This is a genomic window from Ruegeria jejuensis, from assembly GCF_041537905.1.
Taxonomy (GTDB): domain Bacteria; phylum Pseudomonadota; class Alphaproteobacteria; order Rhodobacterales; family Rhodobacteraceae; genus Ruegeria_C.
The window spans coordinates 23370-45945 of sequence record NZ_JBGRUO010000028.1 but is presented as its reverse complement, the minus strand read 5'-3'; the positions used below and the strand labels follow the sequence as shown (position 1 = coordinate 45945).

At 62.3% G+C, this 22576-nt stretch carries 21 protein-coding genes; 7 read left to right on the top strand and 14 right to left on the bottom strand.

All coding sequences use genetic code 11. The features are described 5' to 3' along the window. Positions 1–298 precede the first annotated feature (298 nt). Positions 299–748 (top strand): YtoQ family protein, encoded by a 450-nt coding sequence (locus tag AB1E34_RS23115; RefSeq protein WP_306200610.1) that lies wholly within the window; start codon positions 299–301, stop codon positions 746–748. A gap of 78 nt (positions 749–826) precedes the next feature. Further along, the gene (locus tag AB1E34_RS23110) at positions 827–2446 is read left to right on the top strand and encodes a GMC family oxidoreductase (RefSeq protein ID WP_372574667.1); all 1620 of its coding nucleotides are present in this window, start codon (positions 827–829) and stop codon (positions 2444–2446) included. On the opposite strand, the gene AB1E34_RS23105 is transcribed toward AB1E34_RS23110, so the two are convergent. From AB1E34_RS23105 to AB1E34_RS23095, 3 genes are all read right to left on the bottom strand, one after another. Next, positions 2427–3125, bottom strand: a complete 699-nt coding sequence (locus tag AB1E34_RS23105) for a glutathione S-transferase family protein (RefSeq protein WP_372574666.1) — start codon at positions 3123–3125, stop codon at positions 2427–2429. The genes AB1E34_RS23110 and AB1E34_RS23105 overlap by 20 nt on opposite strands. Positions 3126–3301: 176 nt before the next feature. Continuing rightward, on the bottom strand, positions 3302–4972 hold the full coding sequence (locus AB1E34_RS23100; protein WP_372574665.1) for an FAD-binding dehydrogenase: 1671 nt from the start codon (positions 4970–4972) through the stop codon (positions 3302–3304). Positions 4973–5105: 133 nt separating this feature from the next. After that, on the bottom strand, positions 5106–5351 hold the full coding sequence (locus tag AB1E34_RS23095; protein ID WP_372574664.1) for a TFIIB-type zinc ribbon-containing protein: 246 nt from the start codon (positions 5349–5351) through the stop codon (positions 5106–5108). Between the two features lie 169 nt (positions 5352–5520). Here AB1E34_RS23095 and AB1E34_RS23090 point away from each other — a divergent pair, with 169 nt between their 5' ends. After that, positions 5521–6216, top strand: a complete 696-nt coding sequence (locus AB1E34_RS23090; protein ID WP_372574663.1) for a DUF1868 domain-containing protein — start codon at positions 5521–5523, stop codon at positions 6214–6216. A gap of 3 nt (positions 6217–6219) precedes the next feature. Here AB1E34_RS23090 and AB1E34_RS23085 read toward each other — a convergent pair whose 3' ends face one another. From AB1E34_RS23085 to gph, 3 genes are all read right to left on the bottom strand, one after another. After that, entirely contained in the window at positions 6220–6696 is a 477-nt protein-coding gene (locus AB1E34_RS23085) for an excalibur calcium-binding domain-containing protein (protein WP_372574662.1), read from the bottom strand. 361 nt (positions 6697–7057) lie between these two features. Then, on the bottom strand, positions 7058–8719 hold the full coding sequence (locus AB1E34_RS23080) for a sulfatase-like hydrolase/transferase (RefSeq protein WP_372574661.1): 1662 nt from the start codon (positions 8717–8719) through the stop codon (positions 7058–7060). Between the two features lie 31 nt (positions 8720–8750). After that, positions 8751–9434, bottom strand: a complete 684-nt coding sequence (gene gph / locus AB1E34_RS23075) for a phosphoglycolate phosphatase (RefSeq protein ID WP_372574660.1) — start codon at positions 9432–9434, stop codon at positions 8751–8753. A gap of 300 nt (positions 9435–9734) precedes the next feature. On the opposite strand from gph, the gene hemP reads away from it, so the two are divergent. Together hemP and AB1E34_RS23065 are read left to right on the top strand one after the other, a co-directional pair. Beyond that, positions 9735–9902, top strand: a complete 168-nt coding sequence (gene hemP, locus AB1E34_RS23070; RefSeq protein ID WP_306200511.1) for a hemin uptake protein HemP — start codon at positions 9735–9737, stop codon at positions 9900–9902. Further along, positions 9899–10345 carry a hypothetical protein gene (locus AB1E34_RS23065; RefSeq protein WP_372574659.1) on the top strand — a complete coding sequence of 149 codons (447 nt, stop codon included), beginning with the start codon at positions 9899–9901 and terminating at the stop codon, positions 10343–10345. The genes hemP and AB1E34_RS23065 overlap by 4 nt, the downstream gene beginning before the upstream one ends. On the opposite strand, the gene AB1E34_RS23060 is transcribed toward AB1E34_RS23065, so the two are convergent. The 6 genes from AB1E34_RS23060 to AB1E34_RS23035 form a co-directional block, all read right to left on the bottom strand. Then, positions 10342–13392: an aminotransferase class III-fold pyridoxal phosphate-dependent enzyme gene (locus AB1E34_RS23060; protein WP_372574658.1), complete on the bottom strand. Its 3051-nt coding sequence runs from the start codon at positions 13390–13392 to the stop codon at positions 10342–10344. The two genes, AB1E34_RS23065 and AB1E34_RS23060, sit on opposite strands and share 4 nt — an antisense overlap. 97 nt (positions 13393–13489) lie before the next feature. After that, entirely contained in the window at positions 13490–14392 is a 903-nt protein-coding gene (locus tag AB1E34_RS23055; RefSeq protein WP_372574657.1) for an NAD(P)-dependent oxidoreductase, read from the bottom strand. Positions 14393–14438: 46 nt separating this feature from the next. Then, on the bottom strand, positions 14439–14828 hold the full coding sequence (gene cueR / locus AB1E34_RS23050) for a Cu(I)-responsive transcriptional regulator (protein WP_372574656.1): 390 nt from the start codon (positions 14826–14828) through the stop codon (positions 14439–14441). Then, positions 14825–17110, bottom strand: a complete 2286-nt coding sequence (locus AB1E34_RS23045; protein ID WP_372574655.1) for a heavy metal translocating P-type ATPase — start codon at positions 17108–17110, stop codon at positions 14825–14827. Before AB1E34_RS23045 ends, cueR begins: the two co-directional genes overlap by 4 nt. A gap of 89 nt (positions 17111–17199) precedes the next feature. Continuing rightward, positions 17200–17955, bottom strand: a complete 756-nt coding sequence (locus AB1E34_RS23040) for an aspartate/glutamate racemase family protein (RefSeq protein WP_372574654.1) — start codon at positions 17953–17955, stop codon at positions 17200–17202. Positions 17956–17964: 9 nt separating this feature from the next. Further along, positions 17965–18654 carry a GntR family transcriptional regulator gene (locus AB1E34_RS23035; RefSeq protein WP_372574653.1) on the bottom strand — a complete coding sequence of 230 codons (690 nt, stop codon included), beginning with the start codon at positions 18652–18654 and terminating at the stop codon, positions 17965–17967. A gap of 101 nt (positions 18655–18755) precedes the next feature. Here AB1E34_RS23035 and AB1E34_RS23030 point away from each other — a divergent pair, with 101 nt between their 5' ends. Beyond that, complete coding sequence (locus AB1E34_RS23030; protein WP_372574676.1) at positions 18756–20447, top strand: thiamine pyrophosphate-binding protein; 1692 nt, start codon at positions 18756–18758, stop codon at positions 20445–20447. A 53-nt stretch (positions 20448–20500) separates the two neighbouring features. On the opposite strand, the gene AB1E34_RS23025 is transcribed toward AB1E34_RS23030, so the two are convergent. After that, on the bottom strand, positions 20501–21130 hold the full coding sequence (locus AB1E34_RS23025) for a pyridoxamine 5'-phosphate oxidase family protein (RefSeq protein WP_372574652.1): 630 nt from the start codon (positions 21128–21130) through the stop codon (positions 20501–20503). 14 nt (positions 21131–21144) lie between these two features. Next, a complete protein-coding gene (locus AB1E34_RS23020; protein ID WP_372574651.1) occupies positions 21145–21609 on the bottom strand; it encodes a nuclear transport factor 2 family protein in 465 nt (154 codons plus the stop codon). Between the two features lie 290 nt (positions 21610–21899). On the opposite strand from AB1E34_RS23020, the gene AB1E34_RS23015 reads away from it, so the two are divergent. Further along, on the top strand, positions 21900–22484 hold the full coding sequence (locus AB1E34_RS23015; protein ID WP_372574650.1) for a TetR/AcrR family transcriptional regulator: 585 nt from the start codon (positions 21900–21902) through the stop codon (positions 22482–22484). Positions 22485–22576 lie beyond the last annotated feature (92 nt).

The window sequence follows — 22576 nt, the reverse complement described above, 5'->3', positions numbered from 1 at the left end:
TCAATGTGTCCAGATCCTATATTTGCGATGCCAGCGGCTCTATTGAGGATAGGCAAATTTGCTGGGCCTCACTGCTCACTTGGATGAGGCCATTTGACGATCGTCCAGAACTGGTTAGTTGAGGAAATGAGTAAGAGCGAGGTCGCGCTTGCCAGTTTCGAGATGTGCGTGGTGTCATGGGTGGAACCGATTGGGCCCTTGTCCAATTGAGCGCTCCGCGTATGGTCGCCTTGCAGGAAGCCGTCATCGCCCGGGACCGGGCGTTCAGGTTTCGGCGCAGTGAATAAAGGAGCACATCATGGGCCTGACCGTCTACCTTTCTGGCGAGATTCATACCGACTGGCGCGAGCAGATCATCGAAGGGGCCTATGGGCTGGATGTGCATTTCGCCAGCCCGGTCACCGATCACGCGGCCTCGGATGATTGCGGCGTTGCAATCCTGGGCGAGGAGCCGAACAAATACTGGCATGACCACAAGGGCGCGATGGTCAACGCGATCCGGACCCGTAAGGGTATTTCTGACGCTGATGTGGTTGTCGTGCGCTTTGGCGAGAAGTACAAACAGTGGAATGCGGCCTTCGATGCGGGCTATGCCGCCGCACTGGGCAAGTCGATTATTGTTCTGAACCCGCCCGAGCATCAGCACGCCCTGAAAGAGGTCCATGCCGCCGCGCTGGCCGTTGCCGAAGAGCCTGCGCAAGTGGTTGAAATCCTGCGCTATGTTCTGACCGGAAAACTGCCGGGCTAAGTGGCGTAACGTCACCTTTCCGGCCCGGTGTCATGCGCCGTCCCATGTTGCTAGCGTCCCTTCGAGGAGGAGCATTGCATGGCATATGATTACGTGATTGTTGGGGGCGGCTCGGCGGGCTGCGTGATGGCGGCGCGGCTCAGCGAGGACCCAACCTTATCGGTTTGCCTGCTGGAGGCTGGCGGTGCTGGCAAGGACTTCGTGATCCGCGCACCGGCCATGGTCACCGCGATGATTTCGGGGCGGCCCAAGATCAATAACTGGGCCTTCCACACCGAACCCCAGCCCGAACTGAACGGGCGGCGCGGGTTCCAGCCGCGCGGGCGCACGCTGGGTGGGTCTTCGGCGATCAACGCCATGCTTTATGTGCGCGGCCACCCGGGCGATTATGACGAATGGGCCGATCTGGGTTGTGACGGCTGGGATTGGCAGAGTGTTCTGCCCTATTTTCAGAAGTCCGAGCGAAATCAGCTTGGTGGCGATACGTTGCATGGCAGCGACGGCCCGTTGCAGGTGGCAAACCAGTCCGAGCCACGCGCGATCACCCGCGCCTTTGTCGAGGCGGCGACGCAGGTGCAGATCCGCGAGACAGAAGATTTTAACGGGGCCGAGCAGGAGGGGGCAGGCCTTTATCAGGTCACGCAATACCATGATGGGCACAAGCGCGGCGAGCGTTGCTCGGCGGCGGCGGCTTATCTGCACCCGGTTCTGAGCCGCCCCAACCTGACGGTGATCACCCGCGCCAGCGCGCGCCGTATCCGTTTTGACGGCAAGCGGGCGACCGGCGTGGAATATGCCAGACGCGGTCAGGTTGCCATGGCTGAAGCGAAGCGCGAGGTCGTCCTGTCCGCGGGCTCCTTCGGCTCGCCGCAACTGCTGTTGCTATCAGGCATCGGTCCGCGTGACGAGTTGGCCGCGCACGGGATCGAGCCGGTTCTGGAAAGCCCCGGCGTCGGTCGGAACCTGCAGGATCATTTGGATTACATCATCAGCTACCATTCGAAACGCAAGGATGTGCTGGGGCTGAATCCGCGCGGTCTTTTGGACCTTGCCCGCGCCGGATTGCAGTGGCGTAAGGATGGCAGCGGCATGTTCGCGTCGCCCTTTGCCGAGGGCGGGGCGTTCTTCAAGTCGCGCCCGGATGTCACCCGCCCCGATCTGCAGCTGCATTTCGTTGTGGGGATCGTGGATGATCACATGCGCAAGATTCACCTGCAGCACGGCTATTCCTGCCATGTCTGCGTGCTGCGCCCCGAAAGCCGGGGTCATGTCGGTCTGCTCTCGACCAACCCCAAGGATGCGCCGCGTATCGATCCCGCCTTCCTGAGCGACCGGCGCGATCTGGATCTGATGATCACGGGCGCGAAACGGATGGAGGCATTGTTGACCGCGCCGCCGCTCGACCCGTGGCGTGGCAAGCGGCTGTATCCGCATGACGGCTCGGATGCGGCCTACGAGGCTGATATTCGTGCCCGCGCCGACACGATTTATCACCCGGTCGGCACCTGCAAGATGGGAACTGACGACATGGCTGTGGTTGACCCGCAGGCGCGCCTGCGCGGTTGCGAGGGGCTGCGGGTGGTCGACGCTTCGGTGATGCCACGCCTGATTGGGGGCAACACCAACGCGCCAACCATCATGATCGCTGAAAAGATTGCCGAGGGAATGAAGGCTGAGATCAATTGCGCGGCGGCGTGACCAGGCCTTTCTGCACGGCGGGACGTTCCAGGAAGTGATCGAGATAGGCGACCACGTTCTTGTTGCTGTGCCAGCCCACGATTTCCTGCGCGCCGTAGAACTCCAACCCGCGCAGCCAGGGCGCGATGGCGATATCGGCGATCGAATAGTCGCCGGCGATCCACTCGCGTCCTTCCAATTGTTTGTCCACCACCGCCAGCAGGCGCATGGCCTCGGCGATATAGCGCTCGCGTGGGCGCGGGTCTTCGATCTGGGCGCCGGCGAACTTGTGGAAGAACCCAAGCTGCCCGAACATCGGCCCGATGCCGCCCATCTGGAACATCAGCCATTGGGTGATCTGCGCCTTCTCGCCTGCGGTCCTGCCGATCAGCTTGCCGGTCTTCTCGCCCAGATAAAGCAGGATCGCGCCGCTTTCAAAAAGTTGCAGCGGTTCACCATCCGGTCCCTTGGGGTCGATGATGGCGGGGATCTTGTTGTTTGGGTTCAGCGACAGAAATTCGGGGCTTTTGACATCGGCATCCGCCAGAGTGACCTTGTGCGCCTCATAAGGCAGCCTGGTTTCTTCCAGCATGATCGAGGCTTTGACGCCATTTGGCGTGGGAAAGGAGTAGAGCTGCAGGATATCTGGGTTCTGCGGCGGCCATTTCCGGGTGATCGGAAAAGAGGAAAGATCGGGCATGGGTCACTCCGTTATGTTCCATGATCTCAACATAAGGGCGTGGCGGGGGCGGAACAGCCCAAACCCAGCCAACCCAAGGCACAGGGGATGTGTGTGAGCGAACAATCGGCCGCGACTTGCCGGAAGGCAGCAATATCGTGTGTTGCCGGCATGGCGAAGGTTTTGGGTGTGCCTTGCTAGCCGATGTCAGAGGAGGCAGCGCGCCCCGCCTGGCGGCCCGAGAAGATGCAGCCCCCCAGAAAGGTTCCCTCAAGGCTGCGATAGCCGTGATAGCCGCCACCGCCAAAGCCTGACACCTCGCCCGCCGCATAAAGCCCAGGCAAGGTCTCACTCCCGCGCCCTTCTGCCTGACGGAAGCAGCGCCCGCCCAGATCGGTCTCCAGCCCGCCCAGCGTCTTGCGCGTCAGCAGGTGCAGCTTGACCCCGATCAGGGGCCCTTTGGAGGGGTCGAGAATCTTGTGCGGCTTGGCAGTGCGGATCAGCCTGTCGCCGACATAATTTCGGAAGGTGCGGATTCCCATGATCTGCTGATCCTTGGAAAATTTGTTGTCCATCTGCCGGTCGCGATCTTCGATCTGTCGCTGGATGTCCTCCAGTTTCAGCAGGCTATTTCCGGCCACGTCGTTCATCTTGTTGATCAGCTCGGGCAGCGTGTCGGCCACCACGAAGTCCGCGCCATGTTCCTTGAACGCCTCGACCGGGCCGGTGGCTTTGGGGCCAAAGGCGCGGCCCAGAACCTGTTTCCAGTCGCGGCCCGTCAGGTCGGGGTTCTGCTCGGACCCAGACAGCGCGAATTCCTTCTTGATGATGCTCTGGGTCAGAATGAACCAGGTATAGTCATGCCCGGTTTTGGTGATCGCTTCGAGCGCGCCGAGGCTGTCATAGCCGGGATAGTTCGGCTCGACCATGCGCTTGCCGGTGGCGTCGAACCACATCGAGGATGGGCCGGGCAGGATGCGGATTGCGTGATCGGGCCAGATCGGGTCCCAGTTGCGCACGCCTTCTACATAATGCCACATGCGGTCCTTGTTGATCGTGTTGGCACCGGCCTCTTCCGAGATGCCGATCATGCGGCCATCCACATGTGCGGGCACGCCTTTGATCATATGCTCCGGGGGGGCGCCCAACCGCTTGGGCCAGCTTTGCCGCACCAGATCCAGATTGCCGCCAATGCCGCCGGAACAGACGATCACCGCAGGTGCGCGCAGCTCGAAATCACCCACCACATCGCGGTTGGTCTTTTGCCCGCGCGGTTTGTCATCCGGGGCGAGCACCGAGCCCGACACGCCCACGCAGGCGCCGCTTTCGATGATCAGGTGATCCACCTGATGGCGGAACCTGAAGATGATCTTGCCCTCGGCTTCCATCGCACGGGCGCGGGTCTCGAATACCTCGACCGTCCCCGGCCCGGTGCCCCAGGTGATATGGAAGCGCGGCACCGAATTGCCCTGCGATGAGGCATCGACCCCGCCGCGTTCGGCCCAGCCGATGATCGGGAAAATCCGGTGCCCCATGGCGCGCAGCCAGTCGCGTTTCTCGCCGGCGGCAAACTCCACATAGGCGCGGGCCCATTTCTGCGGCCAGTGATCCTCATCCCGGTCAAAGCCTGCGGTGCCCTGCCAATCCTGCCAAGCCAGATCGAAACTGTCTTTGATGCCCAGCCGCCGCTGTTCGGGGGTATCGACCATGAACAGCCCGCCAAGCGACCAGAAAGCCTGACCGCCCAGATTGGCCTCGCTCTCCTGATCCAGCACGAGCACGCGGCGCCCGGCCTCGGCGGCTTCGGTTGCGGCGACAAGGCCCGCAAGCCCGCCGCCGATCACGATCACATCCGACGTCTGGGCCATGGGTTCCCTCCGATAAGCGTCCGCTTGCGCGCGTCAATGCACTATTCTATCGAAGCGCAGATGAAGCAAGTCAGCAGCCAACGCTCGGCGCCGGTTACTTATCCACAGTCGAAGCGGTGCGCGCCGCGCAGTCTCAGAAATCAAACAGCTCGTCCAGAAACCCGCCGCGTTTCTTTTTCTTGCGATAGCCGTGATCTGACCGGTCGTCTCGGCTATGCTGAGGCGGTGGCGGAGGCGCGGAATAGGCGGCGGACCGGTCGATGATCTTGTCCAGCTCTCCGCGGTCCAGCCACACGCCCCGGCATTGCGGGCAATAATCGATCTCGACCCCGCTGCGCTCGGTGATTACCAATTCGCTTCCATCAATCGGACATTTCATCTCGGTCTCCCTTTGGTTCATACCCAGATGGGGGTGGGGCCCTTGCTTGTCATCTGCGGCATTCGGTACCGGCACAAGAAGAGGGCCGTAGCAGGCGGTTGAATGCCCATGTCACATGCCGGTAACATCCGCGGATAGGCCTGCCGCACGTCATTGATCGGAACAGTTTATGAGTCCCAAATCCCTTTGCCCCGACGATACCTCCGGTCCGCGTCCAGCCTGGAGTATCGAGAAGTTCGACGATGCCGGTCAGGTGCGTGCAACCCCGGGTCTGACCACGCTCTGCCATATCGACCAACGCTCGGCCGCTTACGCGGCGCTGTGCCGGGTGGCATCGGGGCTGCGGGCAGGGCCGCATGCCCATGCCTTTGCGTTTCTACCGCCCGAGAGTTTCCACATGACAGTCTTTGACGGGGTGATCGACTATCGCCGCGATGGCGCGAATTGGCCGTCCGACATGGCTGCGGATGCCTCGATCGATCAGATCGCCGCAAACTGGCGCACCCGGCTGCAAGACGTCCAACTACCGCAAAATTTCGAGATCAGCGTTGAGGCGGTGGTGGGCGGCTATACCTGCCCGGTGACCGGCGCTGATGCGGCGCAGGAACGGCGGTTGCGCGCCTGCCGGGATCAGCTTTCGGACTGTCTGCGTGTGCGGCGGAGCAATCACGACAGCTACGGCTTCCACATCACGCTGGCTTATCAGGTCCAATGGCTCGATCTGCACGCCGCGCGGGATGTTCTGGCCCTTTCAGATCAGCTTTTTGCAGAGCACAGCGCTGATCTGCACAACATCCGGATCGGACCGGTCGAGTTCTGCCGCTTCGAAAACATGCATCACTTCGAGCCGCTGCTGACGCTTTGAGGCTCAGGGCCGGATGAATTTGGCGTTGCCGATGGATCGCCTGTCCGTATCGCCTGCAGCAGGTGCGCTTACGCGGGCGGCCTGGACCGTGTCGTCTGCGACCACCAGGCTGGCAGTGTTGCCCGGCACCTCGCAGGCGACGCCATTGCCGTCAGTGTCGTTGCGCGCGTGATATCCCGCCATGCCCTCGCGCACCTCAAAGACGCCGACCCTGGCGGCGGCCTCGCATCCTGCCATGGCGACCAGATGTTGCAGCGCCTGTTCGGCGGGGTAGGGGCTGGTGCGGATATAGACGCCAAGCGCGGTGCTGCACATCACCAGCGGCAGGCTGGCAATCAACGCAATGATCCGCGTGGGCGATAGTGCCTTGGCGCGGGTTGCCGCGGCGCGCTTTTCGCGACGTTGCTGACGCTTGTATGTTTTGCGCTTGGGCCTGAGTTCGCTGAGCTCGGTCATGCGCGTGATATAGGGGCGCGGCATGGCAAGGGCATGGCATGATTGCGCCGAAATTCGGGTTGGCCGAAAAAAGCGCCGGATTTTTGAGCGAGGCAAAGCCGATTGAAATCATCGGATGGCAATATCTGATTAAATGATTCAACTATTTGAAAAATAATAATTTTATCTCTTTACCTTTGGTGGGGTCGTACCTAAATAGGATGCAGAACACAGAGCAAGCCAGACTCAGGCGTGCGCCCGCAGCAAGCAATCCAGCCACCTTTCAAAGGTCGCCAGACAGCCAGCGAAGCCAGCCAGCCCAACCTGAATCAAGCCAGCATCGGTTTTACGCAACCACCTGCTTTGCCGGGTGGTTTTTTGTTTGCATTGCCGTGAGGTGCGCCTCTCAGCGTCGTCGCCAGTCCGGGGCTTTGCGATCCCGGTATTTTGTCGTCAGTTCCAGCGGCGCGTCGCCTTCGTCATAGATACCCAGCACGATGCCGCGCCCGCGCGATTTCGTGCGCATCTCTTCCAGTTGCCGGAGCGACCGGGTGGTCCTTTGCGAGGGGCGGCGCGCCCAGGCAAAGAGATGCTCGTAGAGTTCCTCGATCACGTCTTCATGCGCGGCGCTCTCGCCCAGATCGACCAGTTCCTGCGGGTCGTTTTCAAGATCGAAGAGCAGGGGCAGGAAGCCGCCCTCGCAATGGATCAGCTTCCATTTCTCATTGGCGATCATGAACATCACCGCGTCACGCGTTTCCACGCCCAACTGCTCGGCAATCGGTGAGGTGGAATAGTCGTATTCGCACATCACATGGCTGCGGAACGTGTCACTGCGCAAACCGTGCAGGATCGGCAACAGGCTTTCGCCCTCAAGGATGTGATCGACCGGCTCACCGTCCGCGACATCCAGAAAACTCGGGGCAAGATCAATGCTTTCGACTAGCGCATCGCAGGTGGTGCCGCGCGTGGTGTCCGCCTCGGGCGACGGATCATAGAGTATCAGCGGCACCTTGGTCGAGGCATCCTGAAAGAACGTCTTTTCGCCCATCCAGTGATCGCCCAGAAAGTCACCGTGATCCGAGGTGAGGACGATCATCGTGTCCTGCATCCGCCCGGTATCCTCCATCCAGCGCAGCAGTCGACCGATCTGGTCGTCGGCCTGTTTGATCAACCCCATATAGGCGGGGATGACGGCCTCGCGCACATGATCCTCGGAAAACGCCTGCCCGACCTTGGTGTCCATGAAGGCCTTGAGCACCGGATGCGCCTGCTGACGCTCCGCGTCAGAGCGGTGCACCGGCAGCACATGCTCGGGGCCATACATCGAGGCATAGGGCTCGGGCACGATATAGGGCCAATGCGGCTTGATATAGGACAGGTGGCAGCACCAGGGGCCGTCATGGGTCTCCATGAACTCCATACCGCGCGTCGTCAGATAGGGCGTTTCGCTGTCGGGTTCGTCGATATTGGCCGGATGGGTCGCGTGTTTCAGGAACCAGCCGGACAGGACGTTGCCGTCCGCGTCCAGAGCCGAGTTCGCAAAGTCATGCCAGGGGTTGTCGCTGTCATACCCCTTGCTGCGCAGGTACTCGTTATAGGCCTTGGCTCCGTCCGGGTCATAGAACCCGTCGGGACCCTCGGGGCGCATCCCATCATCGCGTTCGAACACGTCGAACCCGCATTCTGCCACCCGTGCGCCGATCAGACTGTCGGGGGACAGGCCCAGTCGCGCCATTCCTTCGGCATCGGCGCGCATATGGGTCTTGCCCACCAGCCAGCTGTCCATCCCCGCCCTGCGCAGGTGATCGCCGATTGTCAGCTCGCCCACCTTCAGCGGTATGCCGTTATTCGAGGCGCCATGGCTGTGCACATAGCGCCCGGTATAGGTCGACATCCGCGACGAGCCGCAGATGGGCGATTGGATATAGGCGCGGGTGAAGCGCACCCCGCGCGCGGCCAGCCCGTCGATATGAGGCGTGTGCAGATGCGGGTGGCCATAACAGCTCAGGTAGTCCCAGCGCAGCTGGTCGAACATGATGAAGAGGATGTTCTTTGCCTTACCCATCGCGCCTGTCTCCCTGATCGCAACCGCTAGGCTAGTGCCCTTTGGCCGGGCTGGAAATGGCGGCGTTCAGCGCGTCCCCGATCAGGTCCGGCAGTTTGCTGCTATCGGCATAAGCCAAGTGGTGGGGCAGGGCCGAGATCGGGCTCTTGCGGTACCCTTCGGTAAAGAGGGCAAAGGGAACCTCGGCACGTTTGGCCGTTTCCGCGTCCACCTCGCTGTCGCCCACATAAAAGCGCGATCCTGGGCCCAGCCTGTCAAATACATGCAGCAACGGGGACGGGTCGGGTTTGCGCTGCGCCAGCGTGTCGCCGCCGACCACGACCGCAAAGAACCGCGACAGATCAAGCGCATTCAGAACCTGATGCGTCGCATCTTCGGGTTTGTTGGTGCAGATCCCCAGTGCGTGGCCGTTTGTGCGGAACCTCTCCAGCATGTCGCGCACACCGGGGTAGAGCACCGTCCGTTTGGTGGGCGCGCGCATGTAATTGTCCAGCGTGATCCGGGTGATCTCACCATGCTGGCGCATGTCCATCCCACAATGGTTTATGACCCGCTCGACCAGTTTGGGCAGGCCGCTGCCGACAAAGCCGGTGATTGTGGGCAGGTCCAGTTCTGCCGCGCCCTGCGCCGCCAGCATGTCGTTCACGGCCGCCGCCAGATCGGGCACGCTGTCGATAAGCGTGCCATCCAGATCGAAGACGATTGCCGCGCTCATTGGTGTTCTCCTTTGAGTTACGACATGGGTGACAGGGGCGTGTCCGTGATGCAACCGCATTTGCGCAGGCATCGTTCCGCCACGCAAAATACAGTTGCAGAACCATGGCTTGACAAATCCTAGTAATTTACTCAGATTAAGGTTGAGACTGTCAGCCACCCTCGCCGAGTCCGAGCCAGCCAGACATATTCTGAACCTTACAGAGCGCCGGTGTCGGACATGAAAATCAAATCGACCTCTTTGACCGGTCCCGGTGCCGATTCCCCATCCACCCCCTTCAATCGTCACGGAGAGTCCGCCATGAACGCCCCCAACCCGACCCCCACACAGGCCTACCCGGTCCGCATGTTGCCCTCGCACAAGGCCGAGGACCTGACCAAGGGTGGTAATCTCGCGCAGATCGAGCTGGGCGATCAGCTCTACACCCTGCGCATCACCCGCGCTGGCAAGCTGATCCTGACCAAATGAGCGCGCGTCACCGTGGCGGAGAGGTTGTCGGGCGCGTCGATGATCTTGCTCCTGTCGAGGCAGGCGCGGTGCTGTTCCTGCGGATGTGGGGCAGCAGTGACGCCGCGCAGGAGGCGCGCGACATGCGCCTGATGCGCGAGGTTGATGCGGGCTCGCGCGCGTTGGAGACACTGGAGCGAATCTGCACGCTCTGTGCCCAGCACGGGCGCAGACCGCTGATGCGGCATTCGCTGGGGTGCAATTGCCTGGGCGCCGACGAGAACTTCTTCGCCCAGATGATCGGTGCCGCCGCTGATGGCGTGCGCGAAGATGCGATGATGCTGGCGACCCTGATCGTGCGCCCTGACTTCGCCCCCGCTCTGGCGGCGCTCTCCGAAGAGTTCGGCTTGGCGCTCAAGACCATGTCCGGCCCGGTCACCACCGGTGACCGCGTACTGCACTAACAGCAGCCACACCCGCTATGATGGTGGGTGTGGTCGCATGTGGCAGGCGGGGCGTAATCGCCCACCTCTTCCAGAATGTCCCGCAACGTGATCAGGATCATGTCGATATCCTCTGCCTCAATGGTCAGGGGCGGGCGGATTTTCAGGATATTGTCCTTGGGTCCTTCGCTGCCGATCAGGATGCGGTGATCACGCATCCGGTTTTTGAGATAGGCGCAGATCTCGGTCGCTTCAGAGCCGTTCGGATTCACCAGTTCGACCCCCAGAAACAACCCCATGCCACGTACATCGCCGACGCAGACGAAATCGCCCTCGATCTGGCGCAAGCCGTCGATCAGCCGCGCGCCCATGCGCTGGGCGTTGTCCTGCAAGCCTTCCTCGTCGACGATATCCAGCACTTCCTTGCCAATCCGGCAGGACAGGGTTGAGCCGCCGAAGGTCGAGAAAAACTCCGGCCCCTGCGCGAAACTGTCGGCGATGGTGCGTGTGGTGATGACCACGCCGATGGGGTGGCCGTTGCCGATGGGCTTGCCCAGCACCACGATATCAGGCACTGCACCCTGCTGTTCGAAGCCGAAATAATATTCGCCCAACCGCCCCAGCCCGGTCTGCACCTCGTCCGCAATACAGACGCCACCGGCAGCACGCACCTTGTCATAAACCGCAGGCAGATAGCCCACCGGTGGGATGATCTGACCACCGACCGAGGGGAAGGTTTCGGCAATGAAGCCCGCCAGCCCGTGCCCCTTGGCCTGCAACGCGGCAATGGCCGGATCAACAAGATCGGCAAATTTGCGGGCGCGGTAAGGATCATCGCGCCGGAACCGGCCGCGAAAATCATCGGCCACTTCGATCAGTTCGACCCAATCGCTTGGCCCGATGCCGCCCGGTGCGTTGAACTTGTAGGCCGAGATGTCGATCGCGCCGGTGGTATTGCCATGATAACCATGATCCGGCGTCACGATGCCCGTCGCGCCGCTATAGGCGCGGGCCAGCCGCAAGGCCAGCTCATTGGCCTCGCTGCCGGAATTGACAAAGAAGCAGACCTGGAGCGGGTCAGGCAGCTTGGACAGCAGCTTGTCCGCAAACGCCGTCTGCGCGGGATGAAGATAGCGGGTGTTCGTGTTCACCCGTCCCAGTTGCTCGGCAGCAACGGCCTGAAGGCGCGGATGGGCATGGCCCACATGCGGTACATTGTTATAGGCATCCAGATAGGGCCGACCCCATTCATCGAACAGGTGATGCCGCCAGCCTCGCACCACCATGACCGGGTCGTCATAGCTCAGCCGCAGATTGGGTGCGAAATGCGCCTGCCTGTCCTGCCACACCGCCTCTTTGGAGGTCGGAAAGTGGGCGGTCTTCTCATCCGGCAGGTTCAGAAGTGCTGCCGGATTTGGGCAGATCGCCTGCCAGAAGGTGATATCATCCGGGTCCGCGACACCGGGCCAGTCTGGCGCCATGCCGTCTGCGGTCAAAGCCAGTTGAAAATGCGCATGCGGTGCCCAGCCGCCATTCTGTTCAGGCGTGCCCAACCGGCAAAAGGCTGAGCCCTGCGCGACCGGATCACCGGGTTTCAGCCGGTCACAGATTTCGGGGTCGAGATGACCATAAAGCGTATAAAACGCATCGCCTTGCGGTGTTTCGTGATGCAGGATCACCACCCCGCCATAATCCAGCGGATCAGAGCGGTTCTCGACCGCCTCGACCCGACCGCTGAGCGGCGCATAGAGTAGGGTGCCCGCAGGTGCAAAGATATCAACGCCCAGATGCACGGTCCGGCGATCTGACGCCCGCCAGGGCCCGGACCGAAAAGCTGGCCCGGCGTAAATCAGCCGGGGTTCATTGTAAGACCCAAACCAGATCGGTGCATCAGGCACCACGGCGCCAAGCCGTGCCGCATCCTCGACCGGCATGTGGAATGGATCGCGCGGGTAGGTCGAGGTTTCGACCGATAGCGAACCCATCGGAGCCTGCGCCAGATCCTCGCCGATCAGCGCCGGATAAGAGCCGCGATGCGCGTCGATATGGTCGCGTATCCGGTCCGCCCCCTCCGTCACCGGAAATCCGCAGGCCGCGCGCAGGCGGGCGGAGACCAGCCCGCCTTTGACCGCAGTGTTTTCCAGAAACCGCCAGGCGGGGCCCTGGCTGATCGTCACATAGGGGTCATCCGGCACCTGCAGCGCCATCAGCGCGGAATTGACCACCGACACCGCCAGCCGCATCCGCAGCAGCGGCCAGATCAGCTCCACCTCGTCGACCGAGAGCCGGTTGGCGGCATGATAGCCCCGCACCAAGGCCGCCAGCGCCCGCTCGGGGCGGGGGTGATCCAGCACCACATAAGCCCCGGCAATGGCCAATTCGCAGACTTTCGGCGCGGCGCACATATCCCCGAAATCGATCAGCCCCGAGATCGCGGTCCGCCCCAATTCACCCTCAACCAGAATGTTGTAATCATTTGCATCGTTGTGAATTGCCTGTCTCGGCAATGCGTTCAGCTGGTCCTCGACCCGCGCAAAGTCATCCGCGATGCCATTGATCAGCGCGCGCCGTGTATCGTCGTGAATGACATCCAACTCGCCCTCGATCCAGCGGGCGGCGGTCAGGTCCCACTTGAAGTCACGCGTCAGCGCGGGATGGGCAAACCCGTCCAACGCCCGGTCACTTGCCCCCAAAACCCGTCCGAGCCGCAGGATCAGGTCTTCGGAATGCGGCGTCACATCGGCGTAACACGCCCCAGGCAACGCCTCCTGCACCCAGACCAGCCGGGCCAGCCCCTCGGCATCCGCGATCTCGACCAGCTTGGAGCCATCCAGCGCCGCAACAGGTTTCGCAACGGGCAGGCCGGGTGCCGCCGCGCCAATGTGATCCAGCGCCCCGATCTGCATCTGAACCAGCGCCGGATCACACCCGGCGCGCATCACTTTCAGCAGATAGCGCGCACCGTTTGCCGCCTCGGCCAGAAAGTTCAGGTCATATTCCCCGGCCAATTGCCTCAGCTCGGCGGCAATGCCCCAATGCCGGTTCAGCGCGTTCATCCAGTGCTGCATCTTGCCTCTTTTTTCCAAGCGCGGTGATCTGCTCTTCATCTGGCCAATATATCCTTGGGAGGAGCCTTGCGCGCGACGGGGCAGCGCCCTCGATCCGTCAGCCCATCGCGCGCAACCGTTTGATCAACGAGGAGGTGTCCCAGCGCCCGCCGCCCAGTTTCTGCACATCCTTATAGAACTGATCGACCAGCGCGGTGACCGGCAGGCTGGCCCCGGTTTCATCGGCGGTGTCCAGGCAGATGCCCAGATCCTTGCGCATCCAGTCGACCGCAAACCCATGTTCGAAATGATCGTCCAGCATCGTCTCGTAGCGGTTCGACATCTGCCAGCTACCGGCGGCGCCCTGGCTGATCACCTCGATCACTGCGCGGCCATCAAGCCCCGCCTTCTCGGCAAAATGCAGCGCCTCACTCAGGCCCTGAACCAGACCGGCGATGGCGATCTGATTGCACATCTTGGTCATCTGCCCCGCACCGCTTTCGCCAATACGGCGGCAGATACGGGCATAGACCTGCATCACCGGTTCCGCCTGTGCGTAAGCACCCGCATCCCCGCCACACATGATCGAGAGCGCGCCGTTTTCCGCCCCCGCCTGACCGCCCGAGATCGGCGCGTCGATAAAGGCCAGCCCAAGCGCCTTGCCCGCCTCGTAAAGCTCGCGCGTCACCTTGGCCGAAACCGTGGTGTGATCGACAAAGATCGCGCCGGATTCCATCGCGGCAAAGGCCCCCTCCGCGCCGGTGCAAACGCTGCGCAGGTCGTCATCATTGCCGACGCAGGCCATCACGAAATCGGCACCCTGTGCGGCCTCTGCCGGGGTCTTTCCGATCGCGCCGCCATGCTGGGCCGCCCAGGCCTCGGCTTTGGCGGTGGTGCGGTTATAGACGGTGACCTCTTGGCCTGCGGCTTGCAGATGCCCCGCCATGGGATAGCCCATGACCCCAAGCCCGAGAAATGCGACTTTCGCCATGTGAGTATCCTTCCTTTGGTCGCTTGTCATTGCTGCCCAGAGACAAAGCAAAGCCGCGGCCAAAGGGCAAGGCAGATCAGCCCTCGCGCCCCAGATCGCGCAGGATCGGGCAATCCGGCCGCGCGTCACCGGCGCAGGCATCGACCAACTCGGTCAGCGTGTCCTGCATCGCGCGCAGGTCGGCGATCTTGGCCTCGATCCGTTGCAGATGATCGCGGGCGATCCGTTTTACATCGGCACTGGCGCGGGTGTTGTCCTCATAAAGCGCCAGTAGCGCGCGGCAGTCCTCGATCGTGAAGCCAAGCGCGCGGGCACGGGCCAGAAAGGCCAGCTTGTGCAGATCCTGTTCGGCAAAGCGACGATAGCCATTGCCATCGCGGTTGGGAGAGATCAGCCCGATCTCTTCATAGTATCGGATCGTCTTGGCGGGCAGGCCCGAGCGGTCGGCGACATCTCCGATATTCATGCGTTCGATGCCTCCGGCTGAGGGGTAGGCTGTGGCGACGGTTTGCCCTGCGGCGGCGATCCGGCGGGCCGGAGGCGGCGCAGGCGCAGGGCGTTGGTGACCACGAAGACGCTGGAAAACGCCATCGCCCCTGCGGCCAACCCCGGGGACAGCAGCGGGCCGCCAAAGACATGCAGCAGACCTGCGGCGACCGGGATCAGCAGAATGTTATAGCCAAAGGCCCAGACCAGATTCTGCCGGATATTGCGCATGGTGCGGCGCGACAGGTCCAGCGCGGTCACCGCGCCATTTGGATCGCCATTCATCAGTACCACATCCGCAGCCTCGATGGCGACATCGGTGCCAGTGCCGATGGCGATGCCTACATCGGCACTGGCCAGCACCGGCGCGTCGTTGATCCCGTCGCCGACAAAAGCGACCGCGCCATGTGTCGCGCGCAATGCGTCCAGCGCGCGGACCTTGCCATCGGGCAGCACCTCGGCGCTCACCTGATCGATCCCCAACTGATTGGCCACGGCCTGTGCCGTGGCGCGGTTGTCGCCGCTGATCAGGGCGGTTTGCAGGCCCATTTCGTGCAAGGTGGCAATGGTCCGGGCGGCTTCCGGTTTGATCGGGTCGGCCACTGCCAGAACCGCCGCTGCCCGACCGTCAAGCGCCATATAGACCGGGGTCTTGCCCTGCACGGCCCAGGCCTGCCCGGTTGCGCGCAATCCGCCCAGATCGATTGCGTCGCGGTCAAACAGCCGATCCGCGCCGATCAGGACGTCCACACCATCGATCCGGGTGCTGAGGCCCAGCCCGGTGATCGTCTCGAACTGCGCCACCTCGGGCAGGGGGCCGGTCCAGGCGCGGGTGATGGCGCTGGCGATAGGGTGTTCCGAGCGCGCCTCGGCAGCGGCTGCAAGCTGCAGCACATGGTCGCGGTCGATGCCCTCGACAACGCTCAGATCGGTTAGTTCGGGCCGCCCCTTGGTTAAGGTCCCCGTTTTGTCGAAAGCGATCACCTTTGCCTCTTGCAGACGTTGCAAGGCGTCACCCTTGCGGAACAGCACGCCAAGCTCCGCCGCGCGTCCGGTGCCGACCATGATCGAGGTCGGCGTGGCCAGCCCCATGGCACAGGGGCAGGCGATGATCAGAACCGATACGCCCGCCACCAAAGCCAACGGCAGCGCAGGGGCGGGACCCCAGAGCAGCCAGCCCGCAATCGCCAGCGCGGCAATCAGCAGCACGGCAGGCACAAACCACATGGTGATCCGATCAACCAGCCCCTGAATGGGCAGCTTGGCGGCCTGCGCCTCTTCGACCATCCGGATGATCTGGGCCAGCACTGTATCCTCGCCAACGCGGGTCGCCTGCGCGCGCAAGGCGCCAGTGCCGTTGACCGTGCCCCCCATGATCTCGGCGCCATCAGATTTGGCCACCGGAACCGGCTCGCCGCTGATCATGCTTTCATCGACCCGCGAATGGCCGTCCAGCACGATGGCATCCACTGGAATGCGCTCGCCGGGGCGGATCATCAGGATATCACCTTCGCGCAGTTCGGATATCGGAATGTCTGCGGTTGCACCCTCGCGCTCGACCCGGGCGGATTTTGGCTGCAATCGCAGCAGCGACTTGATGGCCGAACTGGCACGGCCCTTGGCGCGCGCCTCCAGCAAGCGCCCGAACAGGATCAATACGGTGATCACGCAGGCGGCCTCAAAATAGACATGCGCGGTGCCCTGCGGCAGCAAGCCTGGCGCGAAGGTCGCCACCACCGAATAGCCATAGGCCGCCGCCGTTCCCAGCGCCACCAGCGCATTCATGTCCGGCGCACCGCGCAACAGTGACGGGATGCCCTTGGCATAAAAGATACGCCCCGGCCCCAGCAGCAGCAGTGAGGTCAGAGCGAATTGGATAAGGTTGCTGGTCTGAGTGCCGATGATTTGCTGCACCCAGTGGTGAAAGGCGGGAATGACATGGCCGCCCATTTCGAGAATGAACACCGGCAGCGCCAGTGCTGCCGCAAGCAGCGTGGCGCGCAGCAGGGCCGAATCCGCATCCTCCGCCGGGACGGTGTCGGTTTCCGCCTGCGCCGGATAGCCCGCATCAGAGACAACCTGTGCAAGCCGGCCCGCGTCGGTCAGGCGTTGATCAAAGCGGACAACAGCCTTGCCGGTCGCCAGATTGACGCTGGCCTCGATCACGCCGGGCGCGTCCATCAGCGCGTTTTGCGCCCGTCCCACACAGGACGCGCAGGAAAGGCCGGTCAGGTGCAAGGTAGTGCTGTGCGATTCGGACATGCAGGGTGGCTTTCGATGTCGTGGACACAGCTCAGATAAGGCCTCCAGTAACTGGAAGGTCAAGGTTTCACCGGTCGTTTTTTGGCGTTTTAGCCGGATTGGTACCCAAAACGCGGATCATCGATCCCCGAGTCGAAGCGGCGGGGCATCAGGCTGGCCTGAAACCACTGGATCATGGTGTAGATCGAAAACACCGGCAGCCCGGTTCGACGCCTGATCTCGGCGGCATAGGGCACCATGTTGGTGCATTCCAGAATGATCGCCCCGGCCTGCGGCTCACCTGCGACAATCGCATCTGCGGCCTCCAGCATGTCCTGTCGGCAGGCCTCGAAGTCGATCTCGGCAGCGTCGCCCAGAATGTCGCGGGTAAAGGTCTGACCGGCATCGGTGCCATAGATCGGTATGTCCAGCGGGACCCCGGCTGCCGAGAGATGCTCAGGCGTCAGGGTCGCTTTCGAGATGGTCAGGATCACCGGCTTTTGCCCCGGCGGTAACAGGGCCTGCACCATCGGCACCTGCATCAGCGACGAGGTAGCCACGGGAACGTCAAGCGCGGCGCGCAGATCGTCCTGAACCAGCGACAGGAAGCCGCAATTGGTGGTGATCCCGTCGCAGCCCATGGCAACCAGATCGCGCCCGGCCTCGATGACGCCCTCAAGCCGCGCATTAGGATCACCGCGCACGATCCGGTCGGGTGAGGCGCCGCGCACCACCCGGTACTGCACCGGGAAGGGCCAGGTCAGAGCATTGCCCATATCGCCCGGAATGCGCGGGAATTGCGTTTCCAGCATCAGGATACCGACGCTGGCGCCATAGACTGTCTTGCCACCTGTTTGCACGGACATCTCGGAACCTCACAGATCGGGAACGTAAAGCTGCGCAAAGGCGTCGCGCACGGCTTGCGTCGCACCTTCGCGTCTGCGTTCGATATGGGCACGCATCTGCGCGGTGGCGGCCTCGACATCGCGCCGGGTCACCGCGTCGATGATGCGGCGATGGGCGGAGGCCATACTCTGCCCGTCGGGGGCGGTTTCACGCAGGCGGCGCAGGTCGATCAGGCGCAGATAGCGGATGCGGTCATTGAGATTATCCAGCATCCGGCTGAGTTCACCATTGCCGGACAACTGGCAGAGCTGCGTGTGAAACGCCTCATCCAACGCCAGCAGGCTGTCGGCATCGGCGGCGGGGATGTAATCGGCGGCAACCGCATCCAGCGCGTGCCCAAGTGCTGCAATTGCCTCATCCGTGGCGCGCAGACAGGACAGGCGCACGGCTTCGGTCTCGACCGCCACACGCGCCTCATAGATATCCATCACCAGTTCCGGCGACAGCGAGCGGCAGAAAAAGCCACGACCAGAGCGGAAGGTCAGGAACCCTTCGGCCACCAACCGGTTCAGTGCTTCGCGGATCGGCGTGCGCGATGCGTTCAACTGCGTAGCCAGCGCGCTTTCGTTGATGCGGGCATCGGGCTTGAAAGCGAAATCAGCAGCCATGCGCCGCAGCGCCTCATAGATCCGGTCAACATTGCTTTCGGATTTCGCCATATCCACTCCTGAGTTCCGTCAAAGATTAGGTCGGGATTGACATGTGCGCAACCTATCATTCAAAATTGTATACAATTTTGAATGCAAAACGGATGAGTCGCATGGAAAACCGGATGAACGGGGCCGAGGCCATGGTCCGCATGCTGGAGGCGCAGGGTGTGCAGCATATTTTCGGGCTCTGCGGGGATACCACTTTGCCCTTCTATGACGCGATGCTGCGGCTGGATCATTCGATCACCCACGTGCTGACCCGCGACGAACGCTCTGCAGCCTATATGGCGGATGGCTATTCCCGCGTGACCGGGCGGGTCGGTGTGGCCGAGGGGCCATCGGGTGGTGGCGCGACCTATATCCTGCCGGGGTTGATCGAGGCGTCGGAAAGCTCTTACGCGGTGCTGGGGATCACCACGGATATCTCGGTCTCGTCGTACGGGAAATACCCGCTGACGGAGGTTGACCAGAACGCGCTGATGGCGCCGCTGACAAAGTGGAACACGGTGCTCAGCCGGGCCGATCACATCCCGCGCATGGTGCGTGCGGCGTTTCGGGCGATGACCACCGGGCGATCCGGGGCTGCGCATATCGGGCTGCCCTATGACATCCAGTATGATCCGGTCGATCCCTCCGACATCTGGGCCGACCCGGCAACCGCGACCTATCCGGCCTATCGTCAGGCTCCACCACCCGGCGCGGTCGAGGCGGCGGTCGAGGCGATCCTGTCGGCAAAATCTCCGCTGATCGTCTGTGGCGGCGGCGTTGTGATTGCGCAGGCGTGGGAGGCGCTCGACCGGCTGGCCACACGGCTGGACATCCCGGTGGCGACCTCGATCTCGGGGCAGGGCGCGCTGGCCGAAACCCATCCCAACTGTCTGGGCGTGGTCGGATCGAACGGCGGCACCGACGAGACATGGGAGATGATGGAGGGTGCCGATCTGGTAATCTTCATGGGCTGCCGGGCCGGGTCCACCACCACCGCGCGGTGGGAGGCGCCGGGGCCGGCTACGCGGGTTGTGCATTTCGACAGCGATCCGATGGTGATGAACGCCAATTACCGAACCGAAATGGCGGTTGTGGGCGATCTGCAACTCGCGTTGGAGGAGGCAAACGCGGTACTCGATAAACGCGGTCAAGGAACTGATGGGTTCGGCGGCGCGGCGGCGGTGGCCGAGAAGAAGGCGCGCAAATTCGAGACATTCGAGCGTCTTGCGCAGGTAACCAATGGCCCGATCCGCCCGGAACGGATCATCAAGACGCTGATGGAGGTGCTGCCGGAGGACGCCACCGTGGTTTCGGACCCGGGCACGAGTTGCCCCTATTTCTCAGCCTATTACCAATTGCCCAAACCGGGGCGGCATTTCATAACCAACCGCGCTCACGGCGCGCTGGGATACGCGCTGTCGGCGGCGCTGGGCGCGTGGTTTGGGCGGCCCGCCTCGAAGACCGTGGCGTTGATGGGAGACGGGTCATTCGGCTTTACCTGCGGTGAGCTGGAAACCGTTTGCCGCGTCGGCGCGCCGATCACCTATCTGGTGTTCTCGAACGCGAATTTCGGCTGGATCAAGGCCAGCCAATATGCCGACAAGGATGCGCGCTACTACAATGTGGATTTCAACCGGACCGATCAGGCGGCAGTAGCCGCAGCTTATGGGGTAAAGTCCTGGCGGGTCGAGACCCCTGACGATCTTGAGCGGGTGCTGCGTGAAGCCATCACCCATGACGGGCCAACCCTTGTCGATGTCATCTGCCAGCCGCTGGAAGAAAGCAACGCACCGGTCCGCCGCTGGATGGGGTGAGCGCCGTCCCGGAAACGCCCCGGTGGAGCGATTTGTCCCGGCCCGTGGGAGATTCAGTCGGTCGTCCCCTGTTGCGCAAGCGCCCGTTTCAGCGCGGCATTTTCGACCCTGAGTTGCTCCATCTCTGCCCCGATCCTCTGAAGTTGCGGCTGCAGCTGTGCCTCGGTGAAGCGCGGTGTGATATGGCTGGGGCAGTTCCAGTCCAACGCCTCGACATGGATGATCGCGGCGCGTTCCGGGGTCGCCTCAGTCCCGTCGGGAAACAGGCTGGCAGCAGTGTCCGCGCCTTCGGAAAACGCCACCCTGCCAAGTATTTTCAGGCGACGCTGGATGGCATAGTCCATCAGGATCATCGCGATCCGGTCGTTGCCATCAAGATTGCCGCGCGAAATATACTGCTTGTTGCCGGTGAAATCGGCGTAACCGATGGTTGTCGGCCCCAACACCTTCAGAAAACCCTCCGGCCCGCCGCGAAACTGTACATAGGGCCAACCGGTCTCGGATACGGTGGCCTGATAGAACCCGTCACGTGCCTCGATGAAAGCCTTTTCCGCATCGCCAATCAGGTGGCCCTGCTGCGGCCCGTCCTCGATGAATTTGGCATAGGTTTTGGCCGACCCCATCCGTTCCTGATGGGCGCGGACGGCGGGGGTGAATGTACGTTCCGAAAAGGCGCGCGGCATCTTTTTGCTCTCCTTCAAAGTCCCAGATCGGTCAGGCCGGGGTGATCTTCGGGGCGTGGACCTTGCGGCCAGTGAAACAGCCGGTCGCTGGTGGATATCGACAGATCGTTGATCGAGGCGATGCGCCGGGCCATGCGGCCATCGGCGGCAAATTCCCAATTCTCGTTGCCGTAGGAACGATACCACAGCCCGGCCCCATCGCTCCATTCATAAGCGAAACGCACCGCGATCCGGTTGCCTGCGCAGGCCCATAATTCCTTGATCAGGCGATATTCCCGTTCGCGTTGCCATTTCCCGGTCAGAAAGGCGCGGATCTGGTCATGCCCTTGCAGGAAGTCCGAACGATTTCGCCACTCGCTGTCCTCGGTATAGGCCCCCGTGACGATATCAGGGTCGCGGCTGTTCCAGGCATTTTCCGCCATCCGCACCTTCTGTGTGGCGGTCGCGATGGTGAAGGGCGGCAGGGGCGGGCGGGTCATCTGCGGTCTCCTTCCCGATCAGGCAAGCGATGCGGCCAACATGGCCAGCGACAACAGGGTGACAAGCGTCTGATGCGGGATGCGGAGGCGTTTGGTGGGCTTGGCGATCCTCATGGTGTACCGATCTGTAAACTTACCTCAAGGTGTACTGATCGGTAAGCTATTTCAAGGGTGCCGGGCACATTTTCTTTTCACCGCAGCACTGGTGCTTGCCAAGTAGTTCAATAAATCAACAGAATGCCCGGCCATCTTGAATTTCTCTTGCGCGAAAAGTATGTACTGATCGGTACATGAAAGGCTGCGAAATGCGTCCCAACAAACGCGATGAACTGGTCCGCAAAGCGTTGGAGATTTTCTATCGCGACGGCTTCAATGCGACTGGCATGGACCGGTTGGTGGTGGAAACCGGCGTTTCCAAAACCTCGATGTACAAGCATTTCCGCACCAAGGACGACCTGATCCTCGCCGCGCTACGGCTACGGGATGAAAACTTCCGCAACTGGTTGTTTCGCGAATGTGAGCATGGGGCAGACACGCCCGAGGGGCAAATGCTTGCCATGTTCGATGTACTGGCAGACTGGTTTGCGCAGGACGGGTTCCGCGGTTGCATGTTCATAAAGGCCAGCGCCGAGTTTCAGGACAAGGCGCATCCGATTAACGCACAGGCTGCGGAACACAAACGCCTGCTGCTGGGCTGGTTGACCGGGCTGGCGCAGCAAGCCGGTTTTGCAGCCCCCGAACAACTGGCGATGCAATTGCTGTTGCTTAAAGAAGGCGCCATCGTTGCCGCCGCTATGCTGGGGGCCGATGGTCCTGCCCGCGAGGCCAAGGACGCCGCGCGCCTGCTGCTTGATAACGCGCCGAGATCGGGCTGACGGGGCGTCGCTCCTGTTGACCGGGTTGGGCGCGCGATCTTACAAATGATACAGGCGTTCATCGGCGCGTCACCACAGGGAGGAGGATCCGC

Excerpts from the sequence above, each read along its gene's own strand:
- AB1E34_RS23110 (WP_372574667.1), top strand. The coding sequence starts at position 827 with ATGGCATATGATTACGTGATTGTTGGGGGCGGCTCGGCGGGCTGCGTG.
- AB1E34_RS23025 (WP_372574652.1), bottom strand. The coding sequence starts at position 21,130 with ATGCCGCGCGCCTTTTCGGAACGTACATTCACCCCCGCCGTCCGCGCC.
- AB1E34_RS23020 (WP_372574651.1), bottom strand. The coding sequence starts at position 21,609 with ATGACCCGCCCGCCCCTGCCGCCCTTCACCATCGCGACCGCCACACAG.
- AB1E34_RS23095 (WP_372574664.1), bottom strand. The coding sequence starts at position 5,351 with ATGAAATGTCCGATTGATGGAAGCGAATTGGTAATCACCGAGCGCAGC.
- AB1E34_RS23045 (WP_372574655.1), bottom strand. The coding sequence starts at position 17,110 with ATGTCCGAATCGCACAGCACTACCTTGCACCTGACCGGCCTTTCCTGC.
- AB1E34_RS23085 (WP_372574662.1), bottom strand. The coding sequence starts at position 6,696 with ATGCCGCGCCCCTATATCACGCGCATGACCGAGCTCAGCGAACTCAGG.
- AB1E34_RS23030 (WP_372574676.1), top strand. The coding sequence starts at position 18,756 with ATGGAAAACCGGATGAACGGGGCCGAGGCCATGGTCCGCATGCTGGAG.
- AB1E34_RS23015 (WP_372574650.1), top strand. The coding sequence starts at position 21,900 with ATGAAAGGCTGCGAAATGCGTCCCAACAAACGCGATGAACTGGTCCGC.
- AB1E34_RS23035 (WP_372574653.1), bottom strand. The coding sequence starts at position 18,654 with ATGGCGAAATCCGAAAGCAATGTTGACCGGATCTATGAGGCGCTGCGG.
- AB1E34_RS23090 (WP_372574663.1), top strand. The coding sequence starts at position 5,521 with ATGAGTCCCAAATCCCTTTGCCCCGACGATACCTCCGGTCCGCGTCCA.
- hemP (WP_306200511.1), top strand. The coding sequence starts at position 9,735 with ATGAACGCCCCCAACCCGACCCCCACACAGGCCTACCCGGTCCGCATG.
- AB1E34_RS23060 (WP_372574658.1), bottom strand. The coding sequence starts at position 13,392 with ATGCAGCACTGGATGAACGCGCTGAACCGGCATTGGGGCATTGCCGCC.
- AB1E34_RS23105 (WP_372574666.1), bottom strand. The coding sequence starts at position 3,125 with ATGCCCGATCTTTCCTCTTTTCCGATCACCCGGAAATGGCCGCCGCAG.
- AB1E34_RS23115 (WP_306200610.1), top strand. The coding sequence starts at position 299 with ATGGGCCTGACCGTCTACCTTTCTGGCGAGATTCATACCGACTGGCGC.
- gph (WP_372574660.1), bottom strand. The coding sequence starts at position 9,434 with ATGAGCGCGGCAATCGTCTTCGATCTGGATGGCACGCTTATCGACAGC.
- AB1E34_RS23055 (WP_372574657.1), bottom strand. The coding sequence starts at position 14,392 with ATGACAAGCGACCAAAGGAAGGATACTCACATGGCGAAAGTCGCATTT.
- cueR (WP_372574656.1), bottom strand. The coding sequence starts at position 14,828 with ATGAATATCGGAGATGTCGCCGACCGCTCGGGCCTGCCCGCCAAGACG.
- AB1E34_RS23080 (WP_372574661.1), bottom strand. The coding sequence starts at position 8,719 with ATGGGTAAGGCAAAGAACATCCTCTTCATCATGTTCGACCAGCTGCGC.
- AB1E34_RS23065 (WP_372574659.1), top strand. The coding sequence starts at position 9,899 with ATGAGCGCGCGTCACCGTGGCGGAGAGGTTGTCGGGCGCGTCGATGAT.
- AB1E34_RS23100 (WP_372574665.1), bottom strand. The coding sequence starts at position 4,972 with ATGGCCCAGACGTCGGATGTGATCGTGATCGGCGGCGGGCTTGCGGGC.
- AB1E34_RS23040 (WP_372574654.1), bottom strand. The coding sequence starts at position 17,955 with ATGTCCGTGCAAACAGGTGGCAAGACAGTCTATGGCGCCAGCGTCGGT.